Annotated in this window: 27 protein-coding genes; 21 read left to right on the forward strand and 6 right to left on the reverse strand. The window is 60.5% G+C overall.

Going from position 1 to position 20,974, the window contains the following annotated elements; all coding sequences use genetic code 11:
- The first annotated feature begins 98 nt into the window (after positions 1–98).
- Together FHT69_RS16880 and FHT69_RS16885 are read left to right on the forward strand one after the other, a co-directional pair.
- Positions 99–1,142, forward strand: coding sequence for a saccharopine dehydrogenase family protein (locus tag FHT69_RS16880; protein ID WP_028756768.1), 1,044 nt, complete (start codon positions 99–101; stop codon positions 1,140–1,142).
- A gap of 282 nt (positions 1,143–1,424) precedes the next feature.
- Entirely contained in the window at positions 1,425–1,763 is a 339-nt protein-coding gene (locus FHT69_RS16885; RefSeq protein ID WP_165932217.1) for a hypothetical protein, read from the forward strand.
- 59 nt (positions 1,764–1,822) lie between these two features.
- Here the strand turns inward: FHT69_RS16885 and FHT69_RS16890 are convergent, their stop codons facing one another.
- The gene (locus FHT69_RS16890) at positions 1,823–2,443 is read right to left on the reverse strand and encodes a helix-turn-helix domain-containing protein (RefSeq protein WP_183905659.1); all 621 of its coding nucleotides are present in this window, start codon (positions 2,441–2,443) and stop codon (positions 1,823–1,825) included.
- Positions 2,433–2,618, reverse strand: a complete 186-nt coding sequence (locus FHT69_RS16895; RefSeq protein ID WP_028756771.1) for a hypothetical protein — start codon at positions 2,616–2,618, stop codon at positions 2,433–2,435. Before FHT69_RS16895 ends, FHT69_RS16890 begins: the two co-directional genes overlap by 11 nt.
- Before the next feature lie 400 nt (positions 2,619–3,018).
- Between FHT69_RS16895 and msuE the strand changes: the two genes are divergently transcribed.
- The 6 genes from msuE to FHT69_RS16925 all read left to right on the forward strand — a co-directional run bounded on the left by msuE (position 3,019) and on the right by FHT69_RS16925 (position 5,189).
- Positions 3,019–3,579: an FMN reductase gene (gene msuE / locus FHT69_RS16900; protein ID WP_028756772.1), complete on the forward strand. Its 561-nt coding sequence runs from the start codon at positions 3,019–3,021 to the stop codon at positions 3,577–3,579.
- 11 nt (positions 3,580–3,590) lie between these two features.
- Entirely contained in the window at positions 3,591–3,788 is a 198-nt protein-coding gene (locus FHT69_RS16905) for a hypothetical protein (protein WP_028756773.1), read from the forward strand.
- Positions 3,789–3,884: 96 nt separating this feature from the next.
- On the forward strand, positions 3,885–4,061 hold the full coding sequence (locus tag FHT69_RS16910) for a hypothetical protein (RefSeq protein WP_164735886.1): 177 nt from the start codon (positions 3,885–3,887) through the stop codon (positions 4,059–4,061).
- Positions 4,062–4,074: 13 nt separating this feature from the next.
- Positions 4,075–4,227 carry a hypothetical protein gene (locus FHT69_RS16915; RefSeq protein ID WP_165932218.1) on the forward strand — a complete coding sequence of 51 codons (153 nt, stop codon included), beginning with the start codon at positions 4,075–4,077 and terminating at the stop codon, positions 4,225–4,227.
- 67 nt (positions 4,228–4,294) lie between these two features.
- Positions 4,295–4,876, forward strand: a complete 582-nt coding sequence (locus tag FHT69_RS16920) for an RBBP9/YdeN family alpha/beta hydrolase (RefSeq protein WP_028758374.1) — start codon at positions 4,295–4,297, stop codon at positions 4,874–4,876.
- A gap of 10 nt (positions 4,877–4,886) precedes the next feature.
- A complete protein-coding gene (locus FHT69_RS16925) occupies positions 4,887–5,189 on the forward strand; it encodes a hypothetical protein (protein WP_028756775.1) in 303 nt (100 codons plus the stop codon).
- Positions 5,190–5,349: 160 nt separating this feature from the next.
- Here FHT69_RS16925 and FHT69_RS16930 read toward each other — a convergent pair whose 3' ends face one another.
- Genes FHT69_RS16930 through tauA form a run of 3 tightly spaced genes read right to left on the reverse strand, consistent with a single transcriptional unit; the run spans position 5,350 to position 8,059 of the window.
- A complete protein-coding gene (locus FHT69_RS16930; protein WP_028758375.1) occupies positions 5,350–6,204 on the reverse strand; it encodes an ABC transporter permease subunit in 855 nt (284 codons plus the stop codon).
- Positions 6,201–6,989 carry a taurine ABC transporter ATP-binding protein gene (locus FHT69_RS16935; RefSeq protein ID WP_028756777.1) on the reverse strand — a complete coding sequence of 263 codons (789 nt, stop codon included), beginning with the start codon at positions 6,987–6,989 and terminating at the stop codon, positions 6,201–6,203. Before FHT69_RS16935 ends, FHT69_RS16930 begins: the two co-directional genes overlap by 4 nt.
- Positions 6,990–7,045: 56 nt before the next feature.
- Complete coding sequence (tauA, locus tag FHT69_RS16940; RefSeq protein ID WP_183905660.1) at positions 7,046–8,059, reverse strand: taurine ABC transporter substrate-binding protein; 1,014 nt, start codon at positions 8,057–8,059, stop codon at positions 7,046–7,048.
- Positions 8,060–8,244: 185 nt separating this feature from the next.
- Between tauA and FHT69_RS16945 the strand changes: the two genes are divergently transcribed.
- Both FHT69_RS16945 and FHT69_RS16950 read left to right on the forward strand, forming a co-directional pair.
- A complete protein-coding gene (locus FHT69_RS16945; RefSeq protein ID WP_183905661.1) occupies positions 8,245–9,639 on the forward strand; it encodes an FAD/NAD(P)-binding protein in 1,395 nt (464 codons plus the stop codon).
- A gap of 140 nt (positions 9,640–9,779) precedes the next feature.
- The gene (locus FHT69_RS16950) at positions 9,780–10,472 is read left to right on the forward strand and encodes a GntR family transcriptional regulator (RefSeq protein ID WP_028756780.1); all 693 of its coding nucleotides are present in this window, start codon (positions 9,780–9,782) and stop codon (positions 10,470–10,472) included.
- Between the two features lie 47 nt (positions 10,473–10,519).
- Here the strand turns inward: FHT69_RS16950 and FHT69_RS16955 are convergent, their stop codons facing one another.
- Positions 10,520–10,891, reverse strand: coding sequence for a hypothetical protein (locus FHT69_RS16955; RefSeq protein WP_183905662.1), 372 nt, complete (start codon positions 10,889–10,891; stop codon positions 10,520–10,522).
- A gap of 48 nt (positions 10,892–10,939) precedes the next feature.
- On the opposite strand from FHT69_RS16955, the gene FHT69_RS16960 reads away from it, so the two are divergent.
- From FHT69_RS16960 to FHT69_RS17010, 11 genes are all read left to right on the forward strand, one after another.
- Positions 10,940–11,257, forward strand: a complete 318-nt coding sequence (locus FHT69_RS16960) for a hypothetical protein (protein WP_183905663.1) — start codon at positions 10,940–10,942, stop codon at positions 11,255–11,257.
- A 559-nt stretch (positions 11,258–11,816) separates the two neighbouring features.
- Complete coding sequence (locus FHT69_RS16965; RefSeq protein ID WP_028759123.1) at positions 11,817–12,419, forward strand: amino acid synthesis family protein; 603 nt, start codon at positions 11,817–11,819, stop codon at positions 12,417–12,419.
- A 14-nt stretch (positions 12,420–12,433) separates the two neighbouring features.
- On the forward strand, positions 12,434–13,279 hold the full coding sequence (locus FHT69_RS16970; RefSeq protein ID WP_183845097.1) for an alpha/beta fold hydrolase: 846 nt from the start codon (positions 12,434–12,436) through the stop codon (positions 13,277–13,279).
- Positions 13,276–14,211: a flavin reductase family protein gene (locus FHT69_RS16975; protein ID WP_028756783.1), complete on the forward strand. Its 936-nt coding sequence runs from the start codon at positions 13,276–13,278 to the stop codon at positions 14,209–14,211. The genes FHT69_RS16970 and FHT69_RS16975 overlap by 4 nt, the downstream gene beginning before the upstream one ends.
- Positions 14,208–15,248: an LLM class flavin-dependent oxidoreductase gene (locus FHT69_RS16980; RefSeq protein WP_183845096.1), complete on the forward strand. Its 1,041-nt coding sequence runs from the start codon at positions 14,208–14,210 to the stop codon at positions 15,246–15,248. The genes FHT69_RS16975 and FHT69_RS16980 overlap by 4 nt, the downstream gene beginning before the upstream one ends.
- 4 nt (positions 15,249–15,252) lie before the next feature.
- The gene (locus FHT69_RS16985; protein WP_183905664.1) at positions 15,253–16,716 is read left to right on the forward strand and encodes an aldehyde dehydrogenase; all 1,464 of its coding nucleotides are present in this window, start codon (positions 15,253–15,255) and stop codon (positions 16,714–16,716) included.
- 5 nt (positions 16,717–16,721) lie between these two features.
- Complete coding sequence (locus FHT69_RS16990; protein ID WP_183905665.1) at positions 16,722–17,045, forward strand: NIPSNAP family protein; 324 nt, start codon at positions 16,722–16,724, stop codon at positions 17,043–17,045.
- 47 nt (positions 17,046–17,092) lie between these two features.
- Positions 17,093–18,103 carry an ABC transporter substrate-binding protein gene (locus FHT69_RS16995; RefSeq protein ID WP_097622473.1) on the forward strand — a complete coding sequence of 337 codons (1,011 nt, stop codon included), beginning with the start codon at positions 17,093–17,095 and terminating at the stop codon, positions 18,101–18,103.
- A 113-nt stretch (positions 18,104–18,216) separates the two neighbouring features.
- Positions 18,217–19,089, forward strand: coding sequence for an ABC transporter permease (locus tag FHT69_RS17000; protein ID WP_097622474.1), 873 nt, complete (start codon positions 18,217–18,219; stop codon positions 19,087–19,089).
- Between the two features lies 1 nt (position 19,090).
- Positions 19,091–19,891, forward strand: a complete 801-nt coding sequence (locus tag FHT69_RS17005) for an ABC transporter permease (RefSeq protein ID WP_047612339.1) — start codon at positions 19,091–19,093, stop codon at positions 19,889–19,891.
- A complete protein-coding gene (locus FHT69_RS17010) occupies positions 19,888–20,967 on the forward strand; it encodes an ABC transporter ATP-binding protein (RefSeq protein ID WP_047612341.1) in 1,080 nt (359 codons plus the stop codon). Before FHT69_RS17005 ends, FHT69_RS17010 begins: the two co-directional genes overlap by 4 nt.
- The last annotated feature ends 7 nt before the right edge of the window (positions 20,968–20,974 follow it).

A 20,974-nucleotide genomic window follows, 5' to 3' on the forward strand; every position in this document is an offset into this window, starting at 1 on the left:
TACCTCCAAGGTCGCCAGCATAACAGCAAACGGATTGACACGCTACAGACCTGTATGTTTTATTGAATACAGACAGGTCTGTAGCGCAGGAGAAAACAATGACCATCTACGAAGCCGACATCACGAAGACGTCCCAATCTATCGCGGTCTTGGGAGCGAACGGCCATACCGGTCGTTTTGTCGTCGCCGAACTGTTGCGGCGCGGTCTCAAGCCCATCGCGATTGGACGGAATGCCCAGCGGCTGGCGGCTGCGGGCTTTGCAGAGCGCGGCATCGAATGCCGCGAAGCAGCGGTCGAGGATGACGGGGAACTGGACAGGGCGCTAGCCGGCGCGGCGGCGGTCATCAACTGCGCCGGCCCGTTCATGGACACCGCCGACGCAGTGGTGCGTGCCGCATTGCGAGCGGGGATTCATTATCTCGACGTGACGGCCGAGCAACCGAGTGTGCAGGCCACGTTCGAGAGGCATGAGGTTGCGGCCCGGGAAGCGGGCATAGCCGTCATCCCGGCCATGGGTTTCTATGGCGGCTTGGCCGACCTGCTCGTGGCAGCTGTCATGGACGAGTGGGAGCACGCTGACGACATCGAAATTCGAGTTGCGCTTGACAGCTGGCTGCCGACGAGAGGCACACGCGTTACCGGAGAAAGAAACACTGCACGGCGCCTGGCCGTCAGCGGTGGGCAGCTGGAGCCGGTGCCTCAACCGCCTGCTGAAAGGGTGTCGATTTTACCGGCCCCGTTCGGCCGGCAGACTTTCGTCGAGCTTCCCTTTTCGGAAGTGCCGCTGATCGCCCGGCACGTCCGGACGAAGGAACTGCACACCTTCTTGAGCACAACCGCTCTGCGGGATGTTCGCGACTCGTCGACGCCTCCGCCGCAGGCAGTCGACGAATCTGGGCGTTCGGCGCAGCGCTTTGCAGTAGAAGTGATCGTCACGCAGGGTGACGTGCGCCGTCAGATTGTCGCACAGGGACAAGACATCTACGCCGTCACGGCTCCGATCATCTGTGAAGCGGTCCAGCGTATCCTCTCGGGACGCATCCGCGATATCGGCGCAAAGGCGCCGGCAGCCATTTTCGATGCCGCTAGCTTCCTGCAGGCGCTCGGCCCGGATCTGTCGGTCGAGATATCGGAAACTTAGTTCGGAAACGACAGACTTTCAGAAAGTCCTTCACAATGGCGTGGGGGACTTAATTCTCCTGGCGTATTCAGGGAGACTGTTCAGAGCGATCGTCCCGCTCGGGCGATGATAGCGGATGGAATTCCGTTATCTTGGCAATATTGCGCATTCCCATCGAAACCGTTCCATTCTATTGGAGGAAAAGATGGGGGAAGATTTTTTTACATTGTTTGCTCTAATTAGTTCTTTTATCTCCCGTTTCAGCGAAACGCGAAACGCCGCTATATTGATCGGAGAGAGACAATGAACCCCGCCATGAACATGATGCCGATGATGAACAACATGATGCCCGCCATGATGAACCCGATGATGGGTGGAATGATGCCGATGATGTCAGGCATGCCCATGATGAACGGCGCCATGATGCCGATGATGGCCTCCATGCCGATGATGATGATGATGGGCGCCATGAAGTGCACGATGACTGCCGAGGGCATGGTCTGCGAAATGAAGCCGATGGAAGGCATGGACAAGGACATGTTCATGGAATGCTGCAAGCGCATGATGTCGATGATGTCCGGCGGCATGCCTGTCATGATGAACTGCGGCGGCATGATAATGTGCTGCACGATGGCCGCCTGAGCCATTGGCCTCTTAGAGGAAATGACCAAGAGCCTCCGGAGACGGGGGCTCTTTTTGCGTCAGACGCGAACGTCTTCGAGATAGGTCGTCACCAGGTAGAGGATCGCTTCCGTTCCCGTCATGTTGCGGTAGATATGGGGCACGTCGGCATCGAAGATGATGGCGTCGCCTTCGCCCAGGATATGCGGCGCCTGCCTGCCGGCGATGATTTCGACGGTGCCTTGGGCAACGACCAGATTTTCCACCGTTCCATGCTGATGGGCATCGGCACTTTCGCTATGGTGCGGAGCGATCCTCAGCTCGTAGAATTCTACTTTTCGCTCGCCTTCGAAGGGGAAAAGAGCCCGTGTCCGGAAGCGCCCTTCGGACGAGGCGAGGATTTTCGATCTTGCCCGCGGCACTGTAATGATCGAGGTCTCGCCGCGTTCGGCAATCAGTGCTGCGCAGGGAATGCCGAGAGCAAGCGCGATCTTCGAGAGAATGCTGAGCGTCGGGCTGCTTTTGCCCGTTTCGATCTGGCCGAGCATGGCGCGGCTGACGCCAGCGATCTTTGCCAGCCTGTCCAGGGAATAGCCGCGGCGGGTGCGAATGCGCCGCAAATTCTGTCCTGTCTGAACGGTGATCTGCTCGGCGGCGTCTATGGTTTCGGCGTCGGAGAGAAGCGCTTGATCAGACGCCATATCCGGCAATGCCCATTGCCATCACCGGGATAAAACCCCAATAGGGCACCCACATCAGAACGGGCTGCATCGCGAAAGATGCCGGCGCGAGCGCCTTTGACGCATCAGCCGCATCTTTGCAGCGCGATTGCCGGTAAGCCTGGAAATCGATGACATCAGCCGTCTGCAATGGCATGAAAAACTCCCGCTAAAATCTATAAGGAATGTATATTTTCTGCGACGGAAAGGGCAGAGCGTGTCATCCAATCGTTCCGCTGAACCGGAAATCTTATACCAATAATATCCAACCTTGCGGCAAAGCCATTTAGCCCGAGCGGTTCACCGGCGCTTTTTGCTGGTGACGGCATTGACCGCCCCCGCGGTGTTTCCATGTTCCACGACGTCTTTCCCCATTGGAGCCGATATCCCGTTTCTGCCTGCGGTCGCGAGAACCGGTGACGATCGCCCTTCAGCCTGTGCGTGCCGGGGCGAGAGCGAACGTTTTTTTCAACCAGCCGAATAAGGAGAGATGCACGTTCCTTTAATCTATCAATTTTGTAGACAATAGTTGAGGCAATCCAAAGAGAGGAAAAACCATGTCAGGTTTCAAACTCGTCGGCATTGCTGGCAGCTTCAACCGTCCTTCGAAGACATTGGCACTCGTGCGCCACGTCGCCGACCGCGCGAGCATTCGTTACGGATTTGCGAGCAAGACCTATGATCTCAATGATGTCGGTCCATCGCTGGGCAGGGCCTTGTGGCGCAAGGACCTCGACGAGCAGGCCAGACATGTCGTCGACGAGATCGTGCAGGCCGATGCCCTGATCATCGGCTCGCCGACCTACAAGGGCTCTTATCCCGGCCATTTCAAGCACCTCATCGATCTGCTCGATCCGCACGAGCTTCGTGGCAAGCCGATCATCATCACCGCGACAGGCGGCGGTGACCGGCATGCCTTGATGGTCGAGCATCAGCTTCGGCCGCTGTTCGGTTTCTTCATGGCCCATACCTTGCCGACTGCCGTTTATGCGGCCGATCGCGATTTTACCGACTATGCGGTCTCATCCGATCCGCTTTTGGCCCGCATCAACGAAGTGATCGGCGAATTGGCTGCCTTCTTCCCGGACGCAAACCCTGCACTGGCGGCGGCCGAGTAAGGGGCGCCGCCATGGTTCGATCTCAGGAGGCGAAAATGGATGATGCGGAAAGGCCGGGGCCAAGCGATCAATTGTGGAGCGTCTTCGAATTCGCCCGACGATATCGCCTCGCCAAACGCGAGGAGAACCGCCTGCTGATGCTCTACGGACCGACAGCATCGCTCCGCGATCTTCTCGCCAATGCGAGCCGTCATTCGCTGATGTCCTAGGGCAATTCCAGCAAAAGTGCACAGCGGTTTGCGTCCGGAATTGCGTGAAAACAAAAGTTCTCGCTGAAAAGTACCAGTCCCTGACAGGAGGTTCGCATGAAGCTTGATTTTCACCTCTGGCTGAAACTGACGATTGGCCGATTGCTCGAGCCGAAGGCGCCGGCTGCGCACGCGCCTGCCAATGGATTGTTCACGCGCGACGAAGAGCGCGATTGGTCCGCACGCGAATACGAGCTCCATTATTGGGGCGCCATGCCAGGCCTTTGGTATTGAGGAGAGCGGTGTGATGGCGATTGTCGTTGAGACCGAGCTGCGTCGGCACAATGCGAGAAGGGCGGGAAGCAGCGTCATGTCGCAGCTCAGGCATGCGGCCGGGATCTGCACGATCGTCAGCTCTTTCACATTCCTGTTCGCTCTGGTGATCGGGTTGATCCGATGAATGGTGCCAGATGTTTGCCCCGATGGGAAAAAGGACCGGCGCGCCGCCCGGGAGAGGATGGCGCCAGATGATCGATGTACTTATTCTTCCCGGGCTTTTCGGCTCGGGAGAAGGGCATTGGCAGCAGCATTGGCTGGAGGATCAGCCGGACAGCCGTTGCGTCGCTCAGGACGATTGGGATCATCCGAATCTGGACAGCTGGCTGTTGCGACTGGAAGGCGCGCTTGAGGAGGCCGGTGAGGCCTATCTGGTTGCCCATAGTCTCGGATGCCTGCTTGCCGCCCGGCTGGCCGGGCGAAGTGCGGCGCGCCGCGTCAAAGGAGCCCTACTCGTCGCTCCGTGCGATCTGCCGGCCACGGAAATTCTGCATCCGGGGCATATCTCGTTTGGCGCCATGCCGACGGCGCCTCTGCCCTTTCCGAGTATCGTCGTCGGCAGCATGAACGATGCCTACATGACGGTCGATCGGTTGACCCTGTTTGGCCGCCTGTGGAATGCCGAGACCAGGAATATCGGCCTTGCCGGCCATATCAATGTTTCCAGCGGCTTCGGCCGCTGGCGCAACGGCTACCGGCTGTTGCAGAACTTGAAGGCGCAGACGCGCGGTCGAAGGCATGTCGCTGCCATGCCGCCGGCTTTTGCGATGTGAGTGGAATCGGATGTCCGACATTGCCGCCGACCTCCTGCGCCTGAGCGAAGATCCGAATGCCGACCCGAGGACCAGGCGCCGGCAAACCATGGAGCGGTTAGTTCAGACGCTGCTTGCCATGGCCGATGCCGAAATCGGATCGGAAGATCCGCAGCATCGCCATTCCATTATCCATTTGACGACAATCATTCGCAATATGACCGGAAGGATCGCAGAGGCCGATGATGCAACATTTTCGGCAATCGTCAGGGAGGCCGTGATGCTGGTCCGCAGCCTGCAGCAGCGCCAGGCCGATGCGGTTACTGTGCACTGACCGATCGCGACATCCACGAGCGATGCCGCGAATTTTCGATACTCGGTGAATCTAGGATGGCCCTAACGGGCGAGCTCGGAGGTTGACGTCAGCCCCCGAGCTGCACCGAATGTCGTGTACGCAAGCCGATGTTTGGATGGCGCGCCATCCCGCCATTCGGTCAGAGCTTGCCTTTCCAGGGCACGAGGAACGCCTCCAGAAAGCGGATGGCGGCCGAGAAGGTGAAGGCGCAGATCGCGATGATGCCGATGCCGACGAAGACGACGTCGGTCGCCAGGAACTGTGAAGCCGACATGATCATGAAACCGATTCCGCGCGTGGAGGCGATCAATTCGGCCGCCACCAGTGTGCCCCAGCCGACACCGAGCGCAATGCGGATGCCGGTGAGAATCTCGGGCAGGGCGGAGGGCAGGACGATGTCCAGGAAGAGCTGCAGCCGGCTCGCGCCCAGCGAACGCGCGGCATTGACCCGCTCGATCGGCAGCGAACGAACGCCGGCCTGGGCCGAGAGGCAGATCGGCGCAAACATCGCCAGCACCAGCAGCGTGATCTTCGACGTCTCGCCGATGCCGAGCCAGATGATCATCAGCGGCAGGTAGGAGAGCGGCGGAAGCGGCCAGTAGAACTCGATCGGTGCGTCGAGCACGCCTTTTGCCCAGCGGTTCAGTCCCATGAGCAAGCCGAGCGGAATGCCGGCGGAAATGGCGATGAGGGCTGCGGCCACGATGCGGAACAGGCTTGCAAAAATATGCTCGGACAGTGACGCGCCGGCGTAACCGTCGCGATAGACGGCGCCGATCTGTGTCAGCACCTCGTCCGGACGCGGCAGGAACAGGTGTGGAACGACGCCGAGCGCGGATACGACCCACCACAGCAGCAGTATGGCAAGCGCCGTGGCAATGCTGATGGCCACCGTCGACTTCTCACCGGCTCCGAAGCTTGCCATTTTCACCAGCTTGACCCGGCGGTCCTCACTACCAGTCGCAATCGGCGATGCCTGGACTATATCGCTCATGCGGCGCTCCTTAAATCTTCGGTGCTGTGCAGAATGGCGCGGATCTCCTCGCGCAGCTCGGCAAATTGCGGCGACGCCTTGATCGATCGGGCGTCGCCGGTTTCGGCGAAGCGGCGAACGAAATCCAGATCGAAACGCGCCACGACGCGTCCCGGTCGAGGCGACATGACCAGGACCTGCGTACCCAGGAACAGGGCCTCTTCGATCGAGTGGGTGATGAAGAAAACCTTCTTTGCCGTTTTATCCCAGATGGAAACCAGCAGTTCCTGCATCTGCTCACGCGTCAGGCTGTCGAGCGCGCCGAACGGCTCATCCATCAGCAGGATGTCGGGATTTGTCGCCAGAGCACGCGCGATGCCGACACGCTGGCGCATGCCGCCAGACAGCTCGTAGGGAAACGCGCCGGCGAATTCATCGAGGCCGACGAGCCTGAGCAACTCCCGGGCGCGCGCTTCGCGCTCCTTGCGCTTGACCCCGGCGAATTTCAAACCGAGCGCGACATTGTCGACGACGGATTTCCACGGCAGCAGCGAGTCCTTCTGAAAGACGACGCCGCGATCGGCACCCGGCCGTTCGACCGCGCGGCCGTCGAGCGTGATCCGGCCTTCCGAAAGCGGAAGGAAACCGGCAATCGCATTGAGAAGAGTTGATTTGCCGCATCCCGACGCTCCGAGTGCGACGACGAAACCCCGTTCGGGAATATCGAAAGACACGCGATCAAGCGCGTGAACGGTCCGCCCGTCGCGGGCTGCGAAGAAAACACTGGCGTGATCGACTTTAAGCATATTCCTGCTCGCATGTTAGACGCCGGTGCGGCAAGCCGCGCCGGCGTCGAGGAGGATCAGTTGCTGACGCCGGTCAGCGCGTCGGCGGTGACGAAGGCGCCGTAATTGGCCAGCACGTCGGAAACCTTGCCCTGTTCCTTCAGGAATGATGCCGTGTCCTTGAGGATCTTGCCGGCACCCGCCTTTTCGCCGCCGCCGAGCCAGGCATCCGATGCCTGAACCTCAGGCGTCAGAAGCGTGAGGTTCTTCAGGGCCGATGCTTGCTGGTCGGCTGTGCCGCCGAGAAGCTTGGCGAGCGACTTGGCGTTGTCGCTGTCGGGACCCCAGGCGGCTTTGTCCGAGGCGAAGGATGCGTAGTATTTGTTGATGACCGACGCGAAGCCCTTCAGGAATGCCGGGTTGTCGGCGGCAAATTTCGAGGTCGCGACCCAGGCCGAAAATGTCGGCGCACCCTTGTCCGCCACGTCCTTGGAGGTGACAAGAACCTTCCCGTTCTTCTTCAGTTCGGTGAGCGCCGGATCCCAGACGAAGCCTCCGTCGATATCGCCGCGGTTATAGCTGGCGACGATTTCGGGCTGAGGGATGGCGAAGACCTGAACGTCCTTTTCGGTCAGGCCCAACGATTTGATCAGCGCCAGCAGCTGATAGTGGTCGGTGGAAACAGGCGCGGCAGCAAGCTTCTTGCCCTTCAGATCGTTCAGGCTTTCGATGCCGGAACCGTTGCGGACGACGAGAGCCTCGTCGATGCCCGAGATGGAGGCGAGGTAAAAGGCCTTGACCTCGAGCCCGCGTGATACTGCAGCCGCAAACGGGCTGGAGCCGACATAACCGACCTGAACGTCACCGGAGGCAATCGCCGCAAAGATCTCGGCGCCCGAATTAAATCTGCGGAAGTCGATGTCATACCCGGTTTCCTTGGCAAATTCGCCATTGGCGATCGCCACGGAAGACGGCAAGGCATCGGTTTGATAGCCGACCACCACCTTCTGGTCCGCCGCTTCGGCGATAACAGTCGTTGCAAGCGTGCCGACGCCGATAGCGATCGCGGCAACCAAAGTCTTAAAATTCATTCTGAGCCCCTTTGTTCAGGGCCGCACGGCCCTCGATCTCACCCGCAAAAGGGTAATGGTTGGGAACGGGCTAGCGGGAGAAATAACAAACTATATTTATAGACGATAGAGATAATTGTTTCGTGATTCTGCCGCTTGTGCGATCCGTAAGGCACGGCGAGCGATCTCGAGGCGTGAATGACGAAATGTCTCGCCGGGCGTTGGGGAGCTTCAGGGAGAATGCGTTGATATACGATGTTATCGTGGTCGGTTCCGGTTTTTCAGCGATTGCCGTGACCTGCAATCTCATCGAGCAGCTTCCCGCCTCGGCGAAGGTTGCCGTCGTCGGCGACGATCCCGGTTTCGGCCGCGGGACGGCGTACCGAACGGAGCTCTATCTCCATCGCCTCAATGTTCCCGCCGGCCGCATGAGCCTGCTGCCGCATCAACCCGACGACTTTGTCGACTGGCTGAAACGTCATGGACGCCTGATGCAGGCAGGCGATTTCGCCTCGCGCAGCGATTACGGTCTTTATGTCCGCGACACACTTGCGCGGCTGCTTCGAAAGCGGGACGGTCGTTGCCGGGTCGATTTCATCAAGGCCAAGGCGGCCGGATGCGTGGAACGTTACAGCAGCACGCTGGCCTTCCATCTCGGTAATGGCGACGAGATTGCCGGCAGGAACGTGGTGCTTTGTCTCGGTGTCGGCAATGCCAGCCTTCCGGTCGATCCGGATGGCGTCCCGCCATCGCTGCGATCACGGATCATCGAGAATCCGTGGCGGCTTTCGTGGCTAAGGCGCGTCGCATCGTCCGATGCGGTGTGCATCCTCGGATCCGGTCTGACGATGATCGATCAGGTTCTGGCGCTACGCGCCCACGGCCATAGCGGCAGGATCGATGTACTTTCGCGGCGCGGGCTCGCACCGCTCGGACATGCGAGGGAATTGCCGGCGCCATTGCCGATCGACGTCGAGGCGCTTCCGGATACGATCAGCGAGATATTGAAGAGCTTGCGGGGCAAGAGCAGGACGGTTGCCGACTGGCGAGGCGTGATGGACGGTCTGAGGCCCGCAACGCAGGCTCTCTGGCAACGGCTTTCCAGCAAGGAACGGTCGCGATTCCTCAGGCATGCGCTTCCCTGGTGGAATATCCATCGCCATCGGGTCGCGCCCGACGTGTTCGACAAGTTTGAGAAGCTGGTCTCGGACGGAATCGTTCGTTTCCACGCGGGTTTCCTGAAATCGCTGGGAGCCCAGGAGGGCAGGCTCCTTGCCAGCTACAGGGTGAGAGCAACGCCGCAGATCGCCGGGATCAATGCGGACTGGCTCGTCAACTGCACGGGAATGGAGCGCGCCGGGATCAGCCACTCACCGCTCCTGAAGGAGATGAGCCGGTTTCAATTGATCGTCCCCGATCCCCTTGGTCTCGGGATCCAGGTGAATGCCGCTTCCGAGGTGACAGCCCCGTCCGAGATCTCGCCGGCCCGACTCTTCGCAGTCGGCGCCCTGACGGCGGGACAATTCTGGGAGATCACCGCCGTTCCGGATATCCGGGTGCAAGCCAAGGCCGTAGCCGAGGAGATCGTTTCGAGAGGCTGAACCTTTCCGGGCGGCACGGCGCTTGTTGAATTGCCGGTCGCCGACAGCTACAGTATCTGGTACGCCATAATACGATTCTTGCATTCGGCTGCCGCTGGGGAATTTGAGCGTGCGAAGTCAGTCCAACACTGAGGTACAGAATGAGCGGTGCTCTGAAGGACGCCATTAGAGTCGAGCGTCCTGCAAAGACCTTGCGGGAATTGGCGCTCGACAAGGTCCGCGAGGCCATCGTCAACGGATATTTCCGTCCCGGAGATCGCCTTGTCGAGCGCGATCTCTGCGCCCAGCTCGGGGTCAGCCGAACGGTGGTGCGCGAGGTTCTGAGACATCTCGAATCGGAAGGGCTTGTCGCCAATCTGCCGAACAAGGGGCCGATCGTCGCGCAGCTCGACATCGAGGAAGCCAAACAGATCTATGAGATCCGCGGCGCGCTCGAAGGCATGGCGGCGCGGCTATGCGCCGAGCGCCGCAGCCCCGAGATCGTCGCCGCGCTGGAAGAATCCCTGAGTGGGATTCGCAACAGTTACCGCGATAACGATATGGCGGGTGTGCTGACCAACACCTCTTCCTTCTATCAAACGCTGTTCACGATGGTCGACAGGCACGTTGCCTGGGGCGTCGTCAACCTCCTCACCGTGCGCATAAACCACTTACGTTCGATGACGATCAAGACGGAGGGGCGCGGCATCGAAGGACCGGCACAGATGTCGAAGATCGTCGATGCCATCCGCCGCGGCGACGGCGAGGGGGCTTACCGGGCGGCGATGGATCACGTCGCCGCTGCGAGCGCGATCGCCGAAGCGGTACTGTCCGCCAAGAAGCCGGCCGAATAGGCGAGGCGCAGGCCGCTGCGGTATTGCGGCATATTGCGAGGGTGGCCTCATCCCTGTTCGAGGAATTGCGCGATCTTCTCCCATTCTTGCTCGATATGCCGTCGACGCATCACCCGTTTCAGCCATGACAGAAGACGAAAACGTCGCCGCGACAGCGATTGGAACATGATGGTTTGGACATCGTTCTCGCGCCAACCGGCCCATTCTCCTGCAACGGAGCAGAGGTTTGATGCAAATGCCGGGGCCACCTCGTCCTCCAGGATGGATCGGAGCTCCGCAAGGGAGTATCTGGATATGTCGAGCGCCTTGGCGATCCGGCGATAGTCCTTTGCCTGCAATTCGCTGTCGAGGAACACCTCCGACATCGCGTGCCAAACCGGCAACCTTCTCTGCACATCGAACAAGGGAATTTGCGTCAAAGTGCGGGCACCCCCTGCGAGCTTGCAAGGCGTGCGAGCAGACCGGCTTTGACGCTCTCCGACGCAAAGCTCGCTTCGATCGATGCGCCACGTTCAGGACGCATGTGGATTTCCGCTTTCGGCAATGTGCGGAAGAAGATAGATCGACGACACGGCTTTTTCCCTCTCCCGACCCGCGGTCATAATCCTTCTGGGAAACATACGCATTCACTGCGCAAGGGCGCGCATTTATCCAAAATTGCCTGTCTTCAGGCGGTAGGCGTCGAAGCCCAAAAAGGCGGCGAGCACAATGCCGAAGATCACGACCTGACGGATCATCCGCATGCGTTTTTCTTGTGGCGACAAGCTCATTTCCCGTTCGAGTAAATCAGTGATCAAAGCTCGATAGGCGCCCGCAGACAAATGAGTCAAGCCGTATCAAGGTCCCTTGCGGAGCATGGACGTTGGGCGAGCAGCCGCACGGAACTGAATCCACATACCGGCCGAATGCAGACGGCATTCGCCATGATGACCTCGTGCAATTCACGACAATTCATACTCCGCGCTTGACACTCAACTTTGCTCAATGTGATGGTATGCCATAATAAATAATATATGAGGCGGTATCATAGGAACTGGGATGGTTGTGGCGTCCGGCTTCGTTGCGCCTGCGGGCCGCCGTTGCGGGGCCTCTGGCGGTTCACCACAGGCTGAAAGAAGGAAAGTGCTTCCGGAGCGTCGAATGCGCACGCGTGCCGACGTCGAGATTCCAGAGCCGGCCAACATTGGCAGCAGCTGATCTGCGGCGATCGCGTTCAGCGGACAAGCCTTTGTTTTTGAATGAGTATCTTGGGAGGATTGTCTAAGTCCGCGTCTTCGCGGGAACGAACTTGACACTCGTATATTATGGTATACCATAATACGAAACTGAGAAATGAGGTGTTTGGTGGCCATTCAAATTCGCAAGACGGGACTGCAGATCGAAACGACGTTGATCGAGGGCGGCAAGGCCGCGGCGGTTCCGCTGAAGCTGTTTACCGCCTTCGCGGTCGTGAAGAATCCCTGGGCGGGCCGTGGCTTCGTCGATGACCTCAAGCCTGAAATCCATGCAGGCGCTCCGGTGCTCGGCGAGTTGCTGACCAAGATGATCATCGATGCGGTCGGCTCCGGTGAGGCCGTCGAAGCATATGGAAAGTCCGCGGTCGTCGGCCTGGACGGCGAGATCGAACACGGATCGGCGCTCATCCATACGCTGCGCTTCGGCAATTTCTATCGCCAAGCCGTCGGCGCCAAGTCCTATCTCGCCTTCTGCAACACACGCGGTCCTGCCAACGCGCCGATCATGATCCCGCTGATGGACAAGAACGATGAGGGTCGCCGCTCGCACTACCTGACCATCCAGACGTCGATCCCCGACGCGCCTGCCGCCGACGAGATCGTCGTGGCCCTCGGTGCTTCGATAGGCGGACGCCCCCATCACCGCATCGGCGACCGCTACCAAGATCTGAAGGACCTGGGGCAGGACGTTGCCAATCCTGCGGGCGTTTGAGGGAGCGCTTTGAGATGCTGACAGCCGGATCGACCACAGGCACCGCTGCAGCAACGAACGCCGCCGGTGCCTTGCCCCGAAAGAAGACGGCAAGCGGCACGGCCTATCACGAGGCCGGCAGTGGTGAGCCGCTGGTTCTCATTCACGGCGTCGGCATGCGGCTCGAGGCCTGGGCTCCGCAGATCGCATTTCTGTCTGCGGACCATCGCGTCATCGCCGTCGACATGCCGGGACACGGTGAGAGCGCAAAGCTGCCGGCAGGCAGTCGGCTCGAGGAATTCGTCGCCTGGTTCGGCCGCTTTCTCGACGAGATGGCGATCGACGCGGCAAATGTTGCCGGGCACTCGATGGGCGCATTGGTATCGGGAGGGGCGGCAGCGACCTTTGGCAAGCGTATCAGCCGTGTCGCATACCTCAATGGCGTCTACAGGCGCGACCCTGAAGCCAAGGCTGCCGTCTTGGCGCGGGCTGCGGCCATTCCGGTGGCGGGCGTCGACAAGGAAGGGCCTCTGGCCCGCTGGTTCGGCGATGATGCGGACAGCATCGTTGCGCGTGAATTGACACGAAAGTGGCTGAACCTCGTTGATCCCCAGGGCTATGCCGTCGCTTACGCTGCCTTTGCGGGCGGAGACGAGACCTACGCCGATGGCTGGAAGGATGTGGCCGGTCCGGCCCTGTTCCTGACGGGGTCCGATGATCCGAATTCGACACCCCTGATGGCGACGCAAATGGCAGAGCTTGCGCCGCAGGGCTACGTCCGTATCGTCGAAGGTCATCGTCACATGGTGAACCTGACCGCGCCTGATATCGTCAATTCGCTGCTCGCTGAGTGGCTGTCGTTCGGGGAGGATGAACGATGACAATCCAGACTGTCGACCCAAGGGCATTGCGAGATGCATTCGGCGCTTTTCCCACAGGCGTGACCGTCGTCACCGCCTGCGACGGGGATGGAAATCCGATCGGCTTCACGGCGAACTCCTTCACCTCGGTCTCGCTCAATCCACCTCTGCTGCTCGTCTGCCTTGCCAAGACGTCGCGCAATTTCGCCATCATGACCGGAGCGCCGCATTTTGCCATCAACGTGCTTTCGGAAACGCAGAAAGACGTGTCGAACACTTTTGCGCGCCCGGTCGAAGACAGGTTTGCGGCGGTCGAGTGGGCGAGGGGATCGGCAGGCTGCCCGATATTCTCGAATGTGGCGGCCTGGTTCGAATGCGCCATGGAACAGGTCATCGAGGCCGGCGACCACGTCATTTTGATGGGACGCATCGAAGCTTTCGACAATAGCGGCCGCAACGGTCTCGGCTATGCGCGCGGCGGTTATTTCACGCCGACGCTGGCAAGCAAGGCGGTTTCCGCGGCAAGCGAGGGCAATATCAAACTGGCCGCCGTCGTCGAGCGCCGCGGAGAGGTACTGCTGCTCGGCGAGGATGTGCTCTCCCTGCCAAGCGTCGACGCCTATGATGGCAACCCGACCGAGGCGTTGCAAACATACCTGGAGTCGCTCACCGGGCTGAAGGTCAGCATCGGCTTTCTCTATTCGGTCTATGAGGGCAAGAGCGACGGCAAGCAGCACATCGTCTATCACGCCGTTGCCGGCGAGGGCGAGCCTGCCGGCGGCAGGTTCGTAAAACCTGACGCCTTGGTTGCGGCAAAGTTCAAGACCAGTTCGACCGCCGATATCGTCAACCGTTTTGCGATGGAAAGCTCGATCGGCAATTTCGGCGTCTATTTCGGCGACGAGACCGGCGGCACCGTTCATCCCATTCCAGCCAAGGGCGCAAAATCATGAAGTTCTCCCTCTTCGTCCATATGGAACGGCTCGACGCCAGCCAGAGCCACAAAAGCCTCTATGAGGAATTCGTCGCGCTCTGCGAGATTGCCGACAAGGGCGGCATGCATGCGATCTGGACGGGCGAGCACCATGGCATGGATTTCACCATTGCGCCCAACCCGTTCGTGACCATTGCCGATCTGGCGCGCCGCACATCGCGGGCACGGCTTGGGACGGGGACGGTGATCGCCCCCTTCTGGCACCCGATCAAGCTAGCCGGCGAGGCCGCCATGGCCGACATCATCTGCGACGGAAGGCTCGATATCGGTATCGCGCGCGGCGCCTATTCCTTCGAATATGAACGTCTGCTGCCCGGTCTCGATGCCTGGGGCGCCGGCCAGCGCATGCGCGAGCTTATTCCGGCGGTCAAGGGCATATGGGCCGGCGACTACGCCCATGACGGGGAGTTCTTCAAGTTTCCCTCGACCACCTCGGCGCCGAAGCCGCTGCAGCGGCCGAACCCGCCCATCTGGGTTGCGGCGCGCGATCCGAACTCGCATGAATTTGCCGTTGCCAACGGCTGCAACGTTCAGGTGACGCCGCTCTGGCAGGGCGACGACGAGGTCCAGTCGTTGATGGAGCGCTTCAACGACGCCTGCGCCAAGAATCCCGATCTCGAGCGGCCGAAGATCATGCTGCTGCGCCATACCTATGTCGGCTCGTCAGAGGACGATGTCGCCCAGGCCGCCCATGAACTCAGCGTCTACTACAATTATTTCTTCGCCTGGTTCAAGAATGAGAAGCCGGTTACCCAGGGCCTGATTGAACGGATTCCGGACGAACAGATCAGAGCAAACGAGATGCTCTCGGATCAGGTCATGCGCACCAACAATGTGGTTGGCGACGCTGAGACCGTCATCGCCAGGCTCAAGGCGTATGAAGCGCTCGGCTATGACGAATATTCCTTCTGGATCGACACCGGCATGAGCTTCGAGCGCAAGAAGGCGTCGCTCGAACGCTTCATCACCGAGGTCATGCCGGCATTTCAGGAGTAAGACCATGCGGCGTTTCCAGCACTATATCGACGGCGAATTCTCCGATGGCGAGGCCAGCTATCCGAGCATCGATCCCGCCTCTGGCGCGGTCTGGGCTGAGATGCCCGAAGCGCGCGAAGGTGATGTCGATCTGGCTGTCAACGCGGCCGACAGGGCGCTTTACGAAGGCCCCTGGCCGAAAATGACGGCCACGCAACGCGGCAAGCTGCTTTACAGGCTGGCCGATCTGGTCGCCGCCAACGCACAGGTCCTCGCGGAGCTGGAGACGCGCGACACCGGCAAGATCATCCGCGAAACATCGGCGCAGATCGCTTATGTCGCCGAATACTACCGCTATTATGCCGGCATATCAGACAAGATCGAAGGCGCCTATCTGCCGATCGACAAGCCTGACATGGATGTCTGGCTTCGCCGTGAACCGATCGGCGTCGTTGCGATGGTCGTGCCGTGGAACAGCCAGCTTTTCCTGTCGGCGGTCAAGATCGGCCCGGCGCTGGCGGCCGGCTGCACCATGGTGGTCAAGGCCTCCGAAGACGGGCCGGCGCCGCTTCTCGAATTTGCGCGACTCGTGCACGAGGCAGGTTTTCCCGCAGGCGTCGTCAACATCATCACCGGTTTCGGCGCCTCCTGTGGTGCGGCTCTCGGGCGGCACCCGAAGGTCGCGCATGTCGCCTTCACCGGCGGTCCTGAAACCGCCCGGCACGTCGTTCGCAACTCGGCCGAAAACCTCGCTTCCACCTCGCTTGAACTTGGCGGCAAGTCACCCTTCATCGTCTTTGCCGATGCGGATCTCGAAAGCGCCGCCAACGCCCAGGTCGCGGGCATCTTCGCGGCGACGGGGCAGAGCTGCGTTGCCGGATCGCGCCTCATCATCGAACGCAGCGTCAAAGACAAGTTCGTCGCCCTGCTGCGCGAGAAGGCGGAGGCGATCCGGATCGGCGCGCCGCTCGATATGGCGACCGAAGTCGGCCCGCTTGCCACCAAGCGCCAGCAGGACCATATCGGCGCCCTCGTCGCCAGCTCGATCGAAAGCGGCGCCCGCCTCGTCACCGGCGGCAGCAAGATCAACGGCGCAGGCTATTATTTCCCGCCGACGATCCTCGACTGCGACGATGTCGCCTCGCCCTCGCTGATCGAGGAATTCTTCGGGCCGGTCTTGTCCGTCGTGTCGTTCGAGACCGAGGCCGAGGCGCTGCGCCTTGCCAACGATACCCGTTATGGGCTGGCCTCCGGCGTCTTCACCCAGAATCTCACCCGGGCGCACCGACTGATGAAGGGGATCCGCGCCGGGATCGTCTGGGTCAACACCTACCGCGCCGTATCGCCGATCGCGCCGTTCGGCGGTTTCGGCCTGTCGGGCCATGGCAGGGAAGGCGGCATGGCCGCAGTGCTCGATTATACCCGCACCAAGACGATCTGGCTCAGGACATCGGACGATCCGATCCCCGATCCCTTCGTGATGAGGTAGCGCCGATGTTTTACGAAATCCGGACCTATCGGCTGAAGAACGGCACGATCCCGCAATATCTCAAGGTCGTCGAGGAAGAGGGGATCGAGATCCAGAAGGGCCATCTCGGCACACTCGTCGGTTACTTCTTTTCGGAAATCGGGACGATCAACGAGATCGTCCACATCTGGGCCTTTACCAGCCTGGACGACCGGGAGGCGCGGCGCCAGAGGCTTATGGCCGATCCCCGGTGGCAGGCCTTCCTGCCCAAGATCCGCGATCTGATCGAAGTGGCGGAAAACAAGATTATGAAGCCAGCTAACTTTTCTCTCAGGAGCGAGGCGCACTGACGGCATAGGCATACCCGTAGGACAAACCAGAACAAGGATAAGGGAACATGAAAACAACATTTGCTTTCGCGGCGGTTGCCGCATTCGTGGCTGTGTCTGCACCGGCACACGCCGACAACATGGTCTTCTCGAGCTGGGGTGGAACGACCCAGGACGCGCAGAAGGCGGCATGGGCAAGCCCGTTCACCGAGAAGACCGGCATCACCGTCGTGCAGGATGGACCGACCGACTACGGCAAGCTCAAGGCGATGGTCGAGGCCGGTGAGGTCACCTGGGACGTCGTCGACGTCGAAGGTGACTATGCCGCCCAGGCCGGCAAGAACGGCCAGCTTGAGAAGCTCGATTTCTCCGTCATCGATAAATCCAAGCTCGATCCGCGCTTCGTCACCGACTATTCTGTCGGCAGCTTCTATTATTCCTTCGTGATCGGCTGCAATGCCGATGCCGTCAGCGCCTGCCCGAAGACATGGGCCGATCTGTTCGACACCGCCAAGTTTCCGGGCAAGCGTACATTCTACAAATGGTCGGCTCCCGGTGTAATCGAAGCTGCGCTGCTTGCCGACGGCGTGCCTGCCGACAAGCTTTATCCGCTTGATCTCGATCGTGCCTTCAAGAAGCTCGATACGATCAAATCCGATATCATCTGGTGGTCGGGCGGCGCGCAGTCGCAGCAGCTTCTGGCATCCGCCGAGGCTCCCTTCGGCAGTGTCTGGAATGGCCGCATGACCGCACTTGCTGCGACCGGCATCAAGGTTGAGACGTCCTGGGAACAGAACATCACCGCTGCGGATGCGCTCGTCGTGCCGAAGGGTTCGCCGAATGTCGAAGCCGCGATGAAGTTCATTGCACTGGCGACCTCGGCCGAACCGCAGGCCGCCCTGGCAAAGGCCACCGGATATGCGCCGATCAACGTCGACTCGGCCAAGCTGATGGATCCGGAGACGGCCAAGACCCTGCCGGATCAGCAGACGGCAAGCCAGGTGAATGCCGATATGAACTACTGGGCTGAGAACCGCGATGCCATCGGCGAGAAGTGGTACGCTTGGCAGGCGAAATAGCCTGGAAGATGAGATGAACGGGCACGGCGAATGTTCGCCGTGCCTCCCGCAGCGTCAGTGCCCGTTTGTCAGGCCTCGGCGCCTGTGGAAACTGACGGGTGGGAAGGACTGTCATGTCGACGTATAGCGATGCCTCCGCTGCAATAGCGCCCCTGCCAAAGGTGCGCAGGCCAACAGGTTTTAGCGGGGTCGTTCCGGCGCTCGCCTTTGTGGGGATCTTTTTCATCGCACCGGTGGCGGTGCTCCTGTTGCGAAGCGTGCTGGAACCCGTGCCGGGCCTTGGAAACTATGCGCAGCTGATCGGCTCCGCGACCTATCTCAAGATTTTCGCCAACACCTTCATCGTCTCGGGTCTGGTCACGGTGATCTCGCTGCTGATCGGCTTCCCGGTGGCCTGGGCGCTGGCCATCATGCCCGGGCGCCTGGCGTCGGTGATCTTTGCCATCCTGCTCCTGTCGATGTGGACCAACCTGCTGGCCCGCACCTATGCCTGGATGGTGCTTTTGCAGCGGACGGGCCTCATCAACAAGATGCTGATCGGAATGGGCCTGATCGACAAGCCCCTGGCACTCGTCAACAACCTGACCGGCGTCACGATCGGCATGACCTATATCATGCTGCCCTTCATCATCCTGCCGCTCTACGGCGTGATCAAGAAGATCGATCCGTCGACCCTGCAGGCGGCCGCCCTTTGCGGCGCCAACCGGTGGCAATGCCTGACCCGTGTCCTGCTGCCCCTGGCGATGCCCGGCATGGCGGCCGGCGCCCTCATGGTCTTCGTCATGTCGCTTGGTTATTTCGTCACGCCGTCGCTTCTTGGCGGCACCGCCAACATGATGCTCGCAGAACTGATCGCGCAATTCGTGCAGTCGCTGGTCAACTGGGGCATGGGCGGTGCTGCGGCGCTGGTTCTCCTCGTGGTGACCCTGTCGCTTTATGCCGTGCAACTGCGCTTCTTCGGCAACCAGAACCCGGGAGGGCGCTGACATGCTGCTCAATTTCGACCGCCTCGGCTGGTGGAAATATATCCTGCTGACGATAACGCTTCTGACCGCGGCCTTCCTGCTGCTGCCGATCGTCTTTATCGCGGCGCTCTCCTTCGGCTCCTCCCAGTGGCTGATCTTCCCGCCGCCCGGCTGGACATTTCAATGGTACGGCGAGCTCTTTGCCGATCCGCGCTGGCTGGAATCCGCTTTGACGAGCTTCAAGATCGCGGTCATCGTCACCATCCTGTCGGTGCTGCTCGGGCTTGTGACCTCCTTCGGGCTGGTGCGCGGTTCGTTCCTGTTCCGCGACGCGCTGAAAGCACTGTTCCTGACGCCGATGATCCTTCCCGTCGTGGTCCTTGCGGTTGCCCTCTATGCCTTCTTTCTGAGGATCGGCCTGGGCGGCACCTTGGCGGGCTTCGTCATTTCGCACCTCGTTCTGGCGCTGCCCTTCTCGATCCTCTCCATATCAAGTGCGCTGGAGGGCTTCGACAAATCGATCGAGGATGCGGCGGTTCTCTGCGGCGCCTCGCCTCTGGAAGCAAAGATCAGGGTCACCCTGCCGGCGATCAGCCATGGGTTGTTTTCGGCTGCCGTCTTCTCGTTCCTGACATCCTGGGATGAGGTGGTGGTGGCGATCTTCATGTCCAGTCCGACCCTGCAGACGCTGCCGGTGAAGGTATGGGCGACGCTGCGACAAGATCTGACGCCTGTAGTCGCCGCCGCGTCGACCCTTCTCATCCTTTTGACGATCATCTTGATGGCGCTTGTTGCCGTCGTGCGTAAGGTACTGAAACAATGAAAGAACCATTCCTTCAGATCCGCGGAATACGCAAGGAATACGGCCCTGTCGTCGCCGTGCACGACGTCAATCTCGACGTCCGACGCGGGGAGTTCCTCACCTTTCTCGGACCGTCCGGATCCGGCAAGAGCACGACCCTCTACATCCTGGCCGGCTTTGAAAATCCGACGAAAGGCGACATCACGCTGGAGGGCAAGACCCTGCTCGCCACGCCGTCGCACAAGCGCAACATCGGCATGGTGTTCCAGCGCTACACCCTGTTTCCGCATTTGACGGTGGGGGAAAACATCGCCTTCCCGCTGAAGGTCCGGCGCAAGTCCAAGGCCGAGGTCGACAGCAAGGTGAAGGAGATGCTGCGCCTCGTTCGGCTCGAAGGCTTCGAGGATCGGAAGCCCGCGCAAATGTCCGGCGGCCAGCAGCAGCGCGTCGCTCTTGCCAGAGCCCTCGCCTATGATCCGCCGGTGCTTCTGATGGACGAGCCTCTGTCGGCGCTCGACAAGAAGCTGCGCGAGGAAATCCAGCATGAGATCCGCCGCATCCACCAGCAGACCGAAGTGACGATCCTCTATGTCACGCACGACCAGGAGGAGGCGCTGCGGCTCTCCGACCGCATCGCCGTCTTTTCCAAGGGCGTCATCGACCAGATCGGGACCGGCCCCGAACTCTATGCCAATCCGAAGACCCGCTTCGTTGCCGAATTCATCGGCGACAGCGACTTCATTTCGTGCGACCTGGTGTCATCTTCCGACGGACAAGCCACCATTACCCTGGGCGGCGGGACCATTTTCAATCAAATTCCGGTGCATGGCAAAGGGACCTCCGGTGCAAGGGCAGCTCTGATGCTGAGGCCCGAGCGCATTCGATTGTCGCGCGCCCGGGCGGCCGGCGCGGGTCTTGCCGCGACGGTCAGCGACATTACCTTTCTGGGCAACAATATCCACGTCTCGACAGAGACGGCGGCAGGCGAGGCGCTTTCAGTCCGCTTGCCGTTCGGTCATGAGGCTATTGCCGGGCTTAGCCGTGGAGATATAGTCCATCTGGATTTCGATCCCGGCGCCGCTCACGTATTCTGTTGAAAGTTGT

The organism is Rhizobium sp. BK008 (assembly GCF_014197345.1).
Taxonomy (GTDB): Bacteria; Pseudomonadota; Alphaproteobacteria; order Rhizobiales; family Rhizobiaceae; genus Rhizobium; species Rhizobium anhuiense.

Coding starts and splice junctions, on each gene's coding strand:
- FHT69_RS16935 (WP_028756777.1), bottom strand. CDS start 6,989: ATGCTTAAAGTCGATCACGCCAGTGTTTTCTTCGCAGCCCGCGACGGG.
- FHT69_RS16990 (WP_183905665.1), top strand. CDS start 16,722: ATGTTTTACGAAATCCGGACCTATCGGCTGAAGAACGGCACGATCCCG.
- FHT69_RS17000 (WP_097622474.1), top strand. CDS start 18,217: ATGTCGACGTATAGCGATGCCTCCGCTGCAATAGCGCCCCTGCCAAAG.
- FHT69_RS16910 (WP_164735886.1), top strand. CDS start 3,885: ATGAAGCTTGATTTTCACCTCTGGCTGAAACTGACGATTGGCCGATTG.
- FHT69_RS16970 (WP_183845097.1), top strand. CDS start 12,434: ATGCTGACAGCCGGATCGACCACAGGCACCGCTGCAGCAACGAACGCC.
- FHT69_RS17010 (WP_047612341.1), top strand. CDS start 19,888: ATGAAAGAACCATTCCTTCAGATCCGCGGAATACGCAAGGAATACGGC.
- FHT69_RS16915 (WP_165932218.1), top strand. CDS start 4,075: ATGGCGATTGTCGTTGAGACCGAGCTGCGTCGGCACAATGCGAGAAGG.
- FHT69_RS16980 (WP_183845096.1), top strand. CDS start 14,208: ATGAAGTTCTCCCTCTTCGTCCATATGGAACGGCTCGACGCCAGCCAG.
- FHT69_RS16895 (WP_028756771.1), bottom strand. CDS start 2,618: ATGCCATTGCAGACGGCTGATGTCATCGATTTCCAGGCTTACCGGCAA.
- FHT69_RS16995 (WP_097622473.1), top strand. CDS start 17,093: ATGAAAACAACATTTGCTTTCGCGGCGGTTGCCGCATTCGTGGCTGTG.
- FHT69_RS16930 (WP_028758375.1), bottom strand. CDS start 6,204: ATGAGCGATATAGTCCAGGCATCGCCGATTGCGACTGGTAGTGAGGAC.
- FHT69_RS16920 (WP_028758374.1), top strand. CDS start 4,295: ATGATCGATGTACTTATTCTTCCCGGGCTTTTCGGCTCGGGAGAAGGG.
- FHT69_RS17005 (WP_047612339.1), top strand. CDS start 19,091: ATGCTGCTCAATTTCGACCGCCTCGGCTGGTGGAAATATATCCTGCTG.
- FHT69_RS16945 (WP_183905661.1), top strand. CDS start 8,245: ATGTCTCGCCGGGCGTTGGGGAGCTTCAGGGAGAATGCGTTGATATAC.
- FHT69_RS16950 (WP_028756780.1), top strand. CDS start 9,780: ATGAGCGGTGCTCTGAAGGACGCCATTAGAGTCGAGCGTCCTGCAAAG.
- FHT69_RS16985 (WP_183905664.1), top strand. CDS start 15,253: ATGCGGCGTTTCCAGCACTATATCGACGGCGAATTCTCCGATGGCGAG.
- FHT69_RS16880 (WP_028756768.1), top strand. CDS start 99: ATGACCATCTACGAAGCCGACATCACGAAGACGTCCCAATCTATCGCG.
- FHT69_RS16890 (WP_183905659.1), bottom strand. CDS start 2,443: ATGGCGTCTGATCAAGCGCTTCTCTCCGACGCCGAAACCATAGACGCC.
- FHT69_RS16885 (WP_165932217.1), top strand. CDS start 1,425: ATGAACCCCGCCATGAACATGATGCCGATGATGAACAACATGATGCCC.
- FHT69_RS16905 (WP_028756773.1), top strand. CDS start 3,591: ATGGTTCGATCTCAGGAGGCGAAAATGGATGATGCGGAAAGGCCGGGG.
- FHT69_RS16975 (WP_028756783.1), top strand. CDS start 13,276: ATGACAATCCAGACTGTCGACCCAAGGGCATTGCGAGATGCATTCGGC.
- FHT69_RS16925 (WP_028756775.1), top strand. CDS start 4,887: ATGTCCGACATTGCCGCCGACCTCCTGCGCCTGAGCGAAGATCCGAAT.
- tauA (WP_183905660.1), bottom strand. CDS start 8,059: ATGAATTTTAAGACTTTGGTTGCCGCGATCGCTATCGGCGTCGGCACG.
- msuE (WP_028756772.1), top strand. CDS start 3,019: ATGTCAGGTTTCAAACTCGTCGGCATTGCTGGCAGCTTCAACCGTCCT.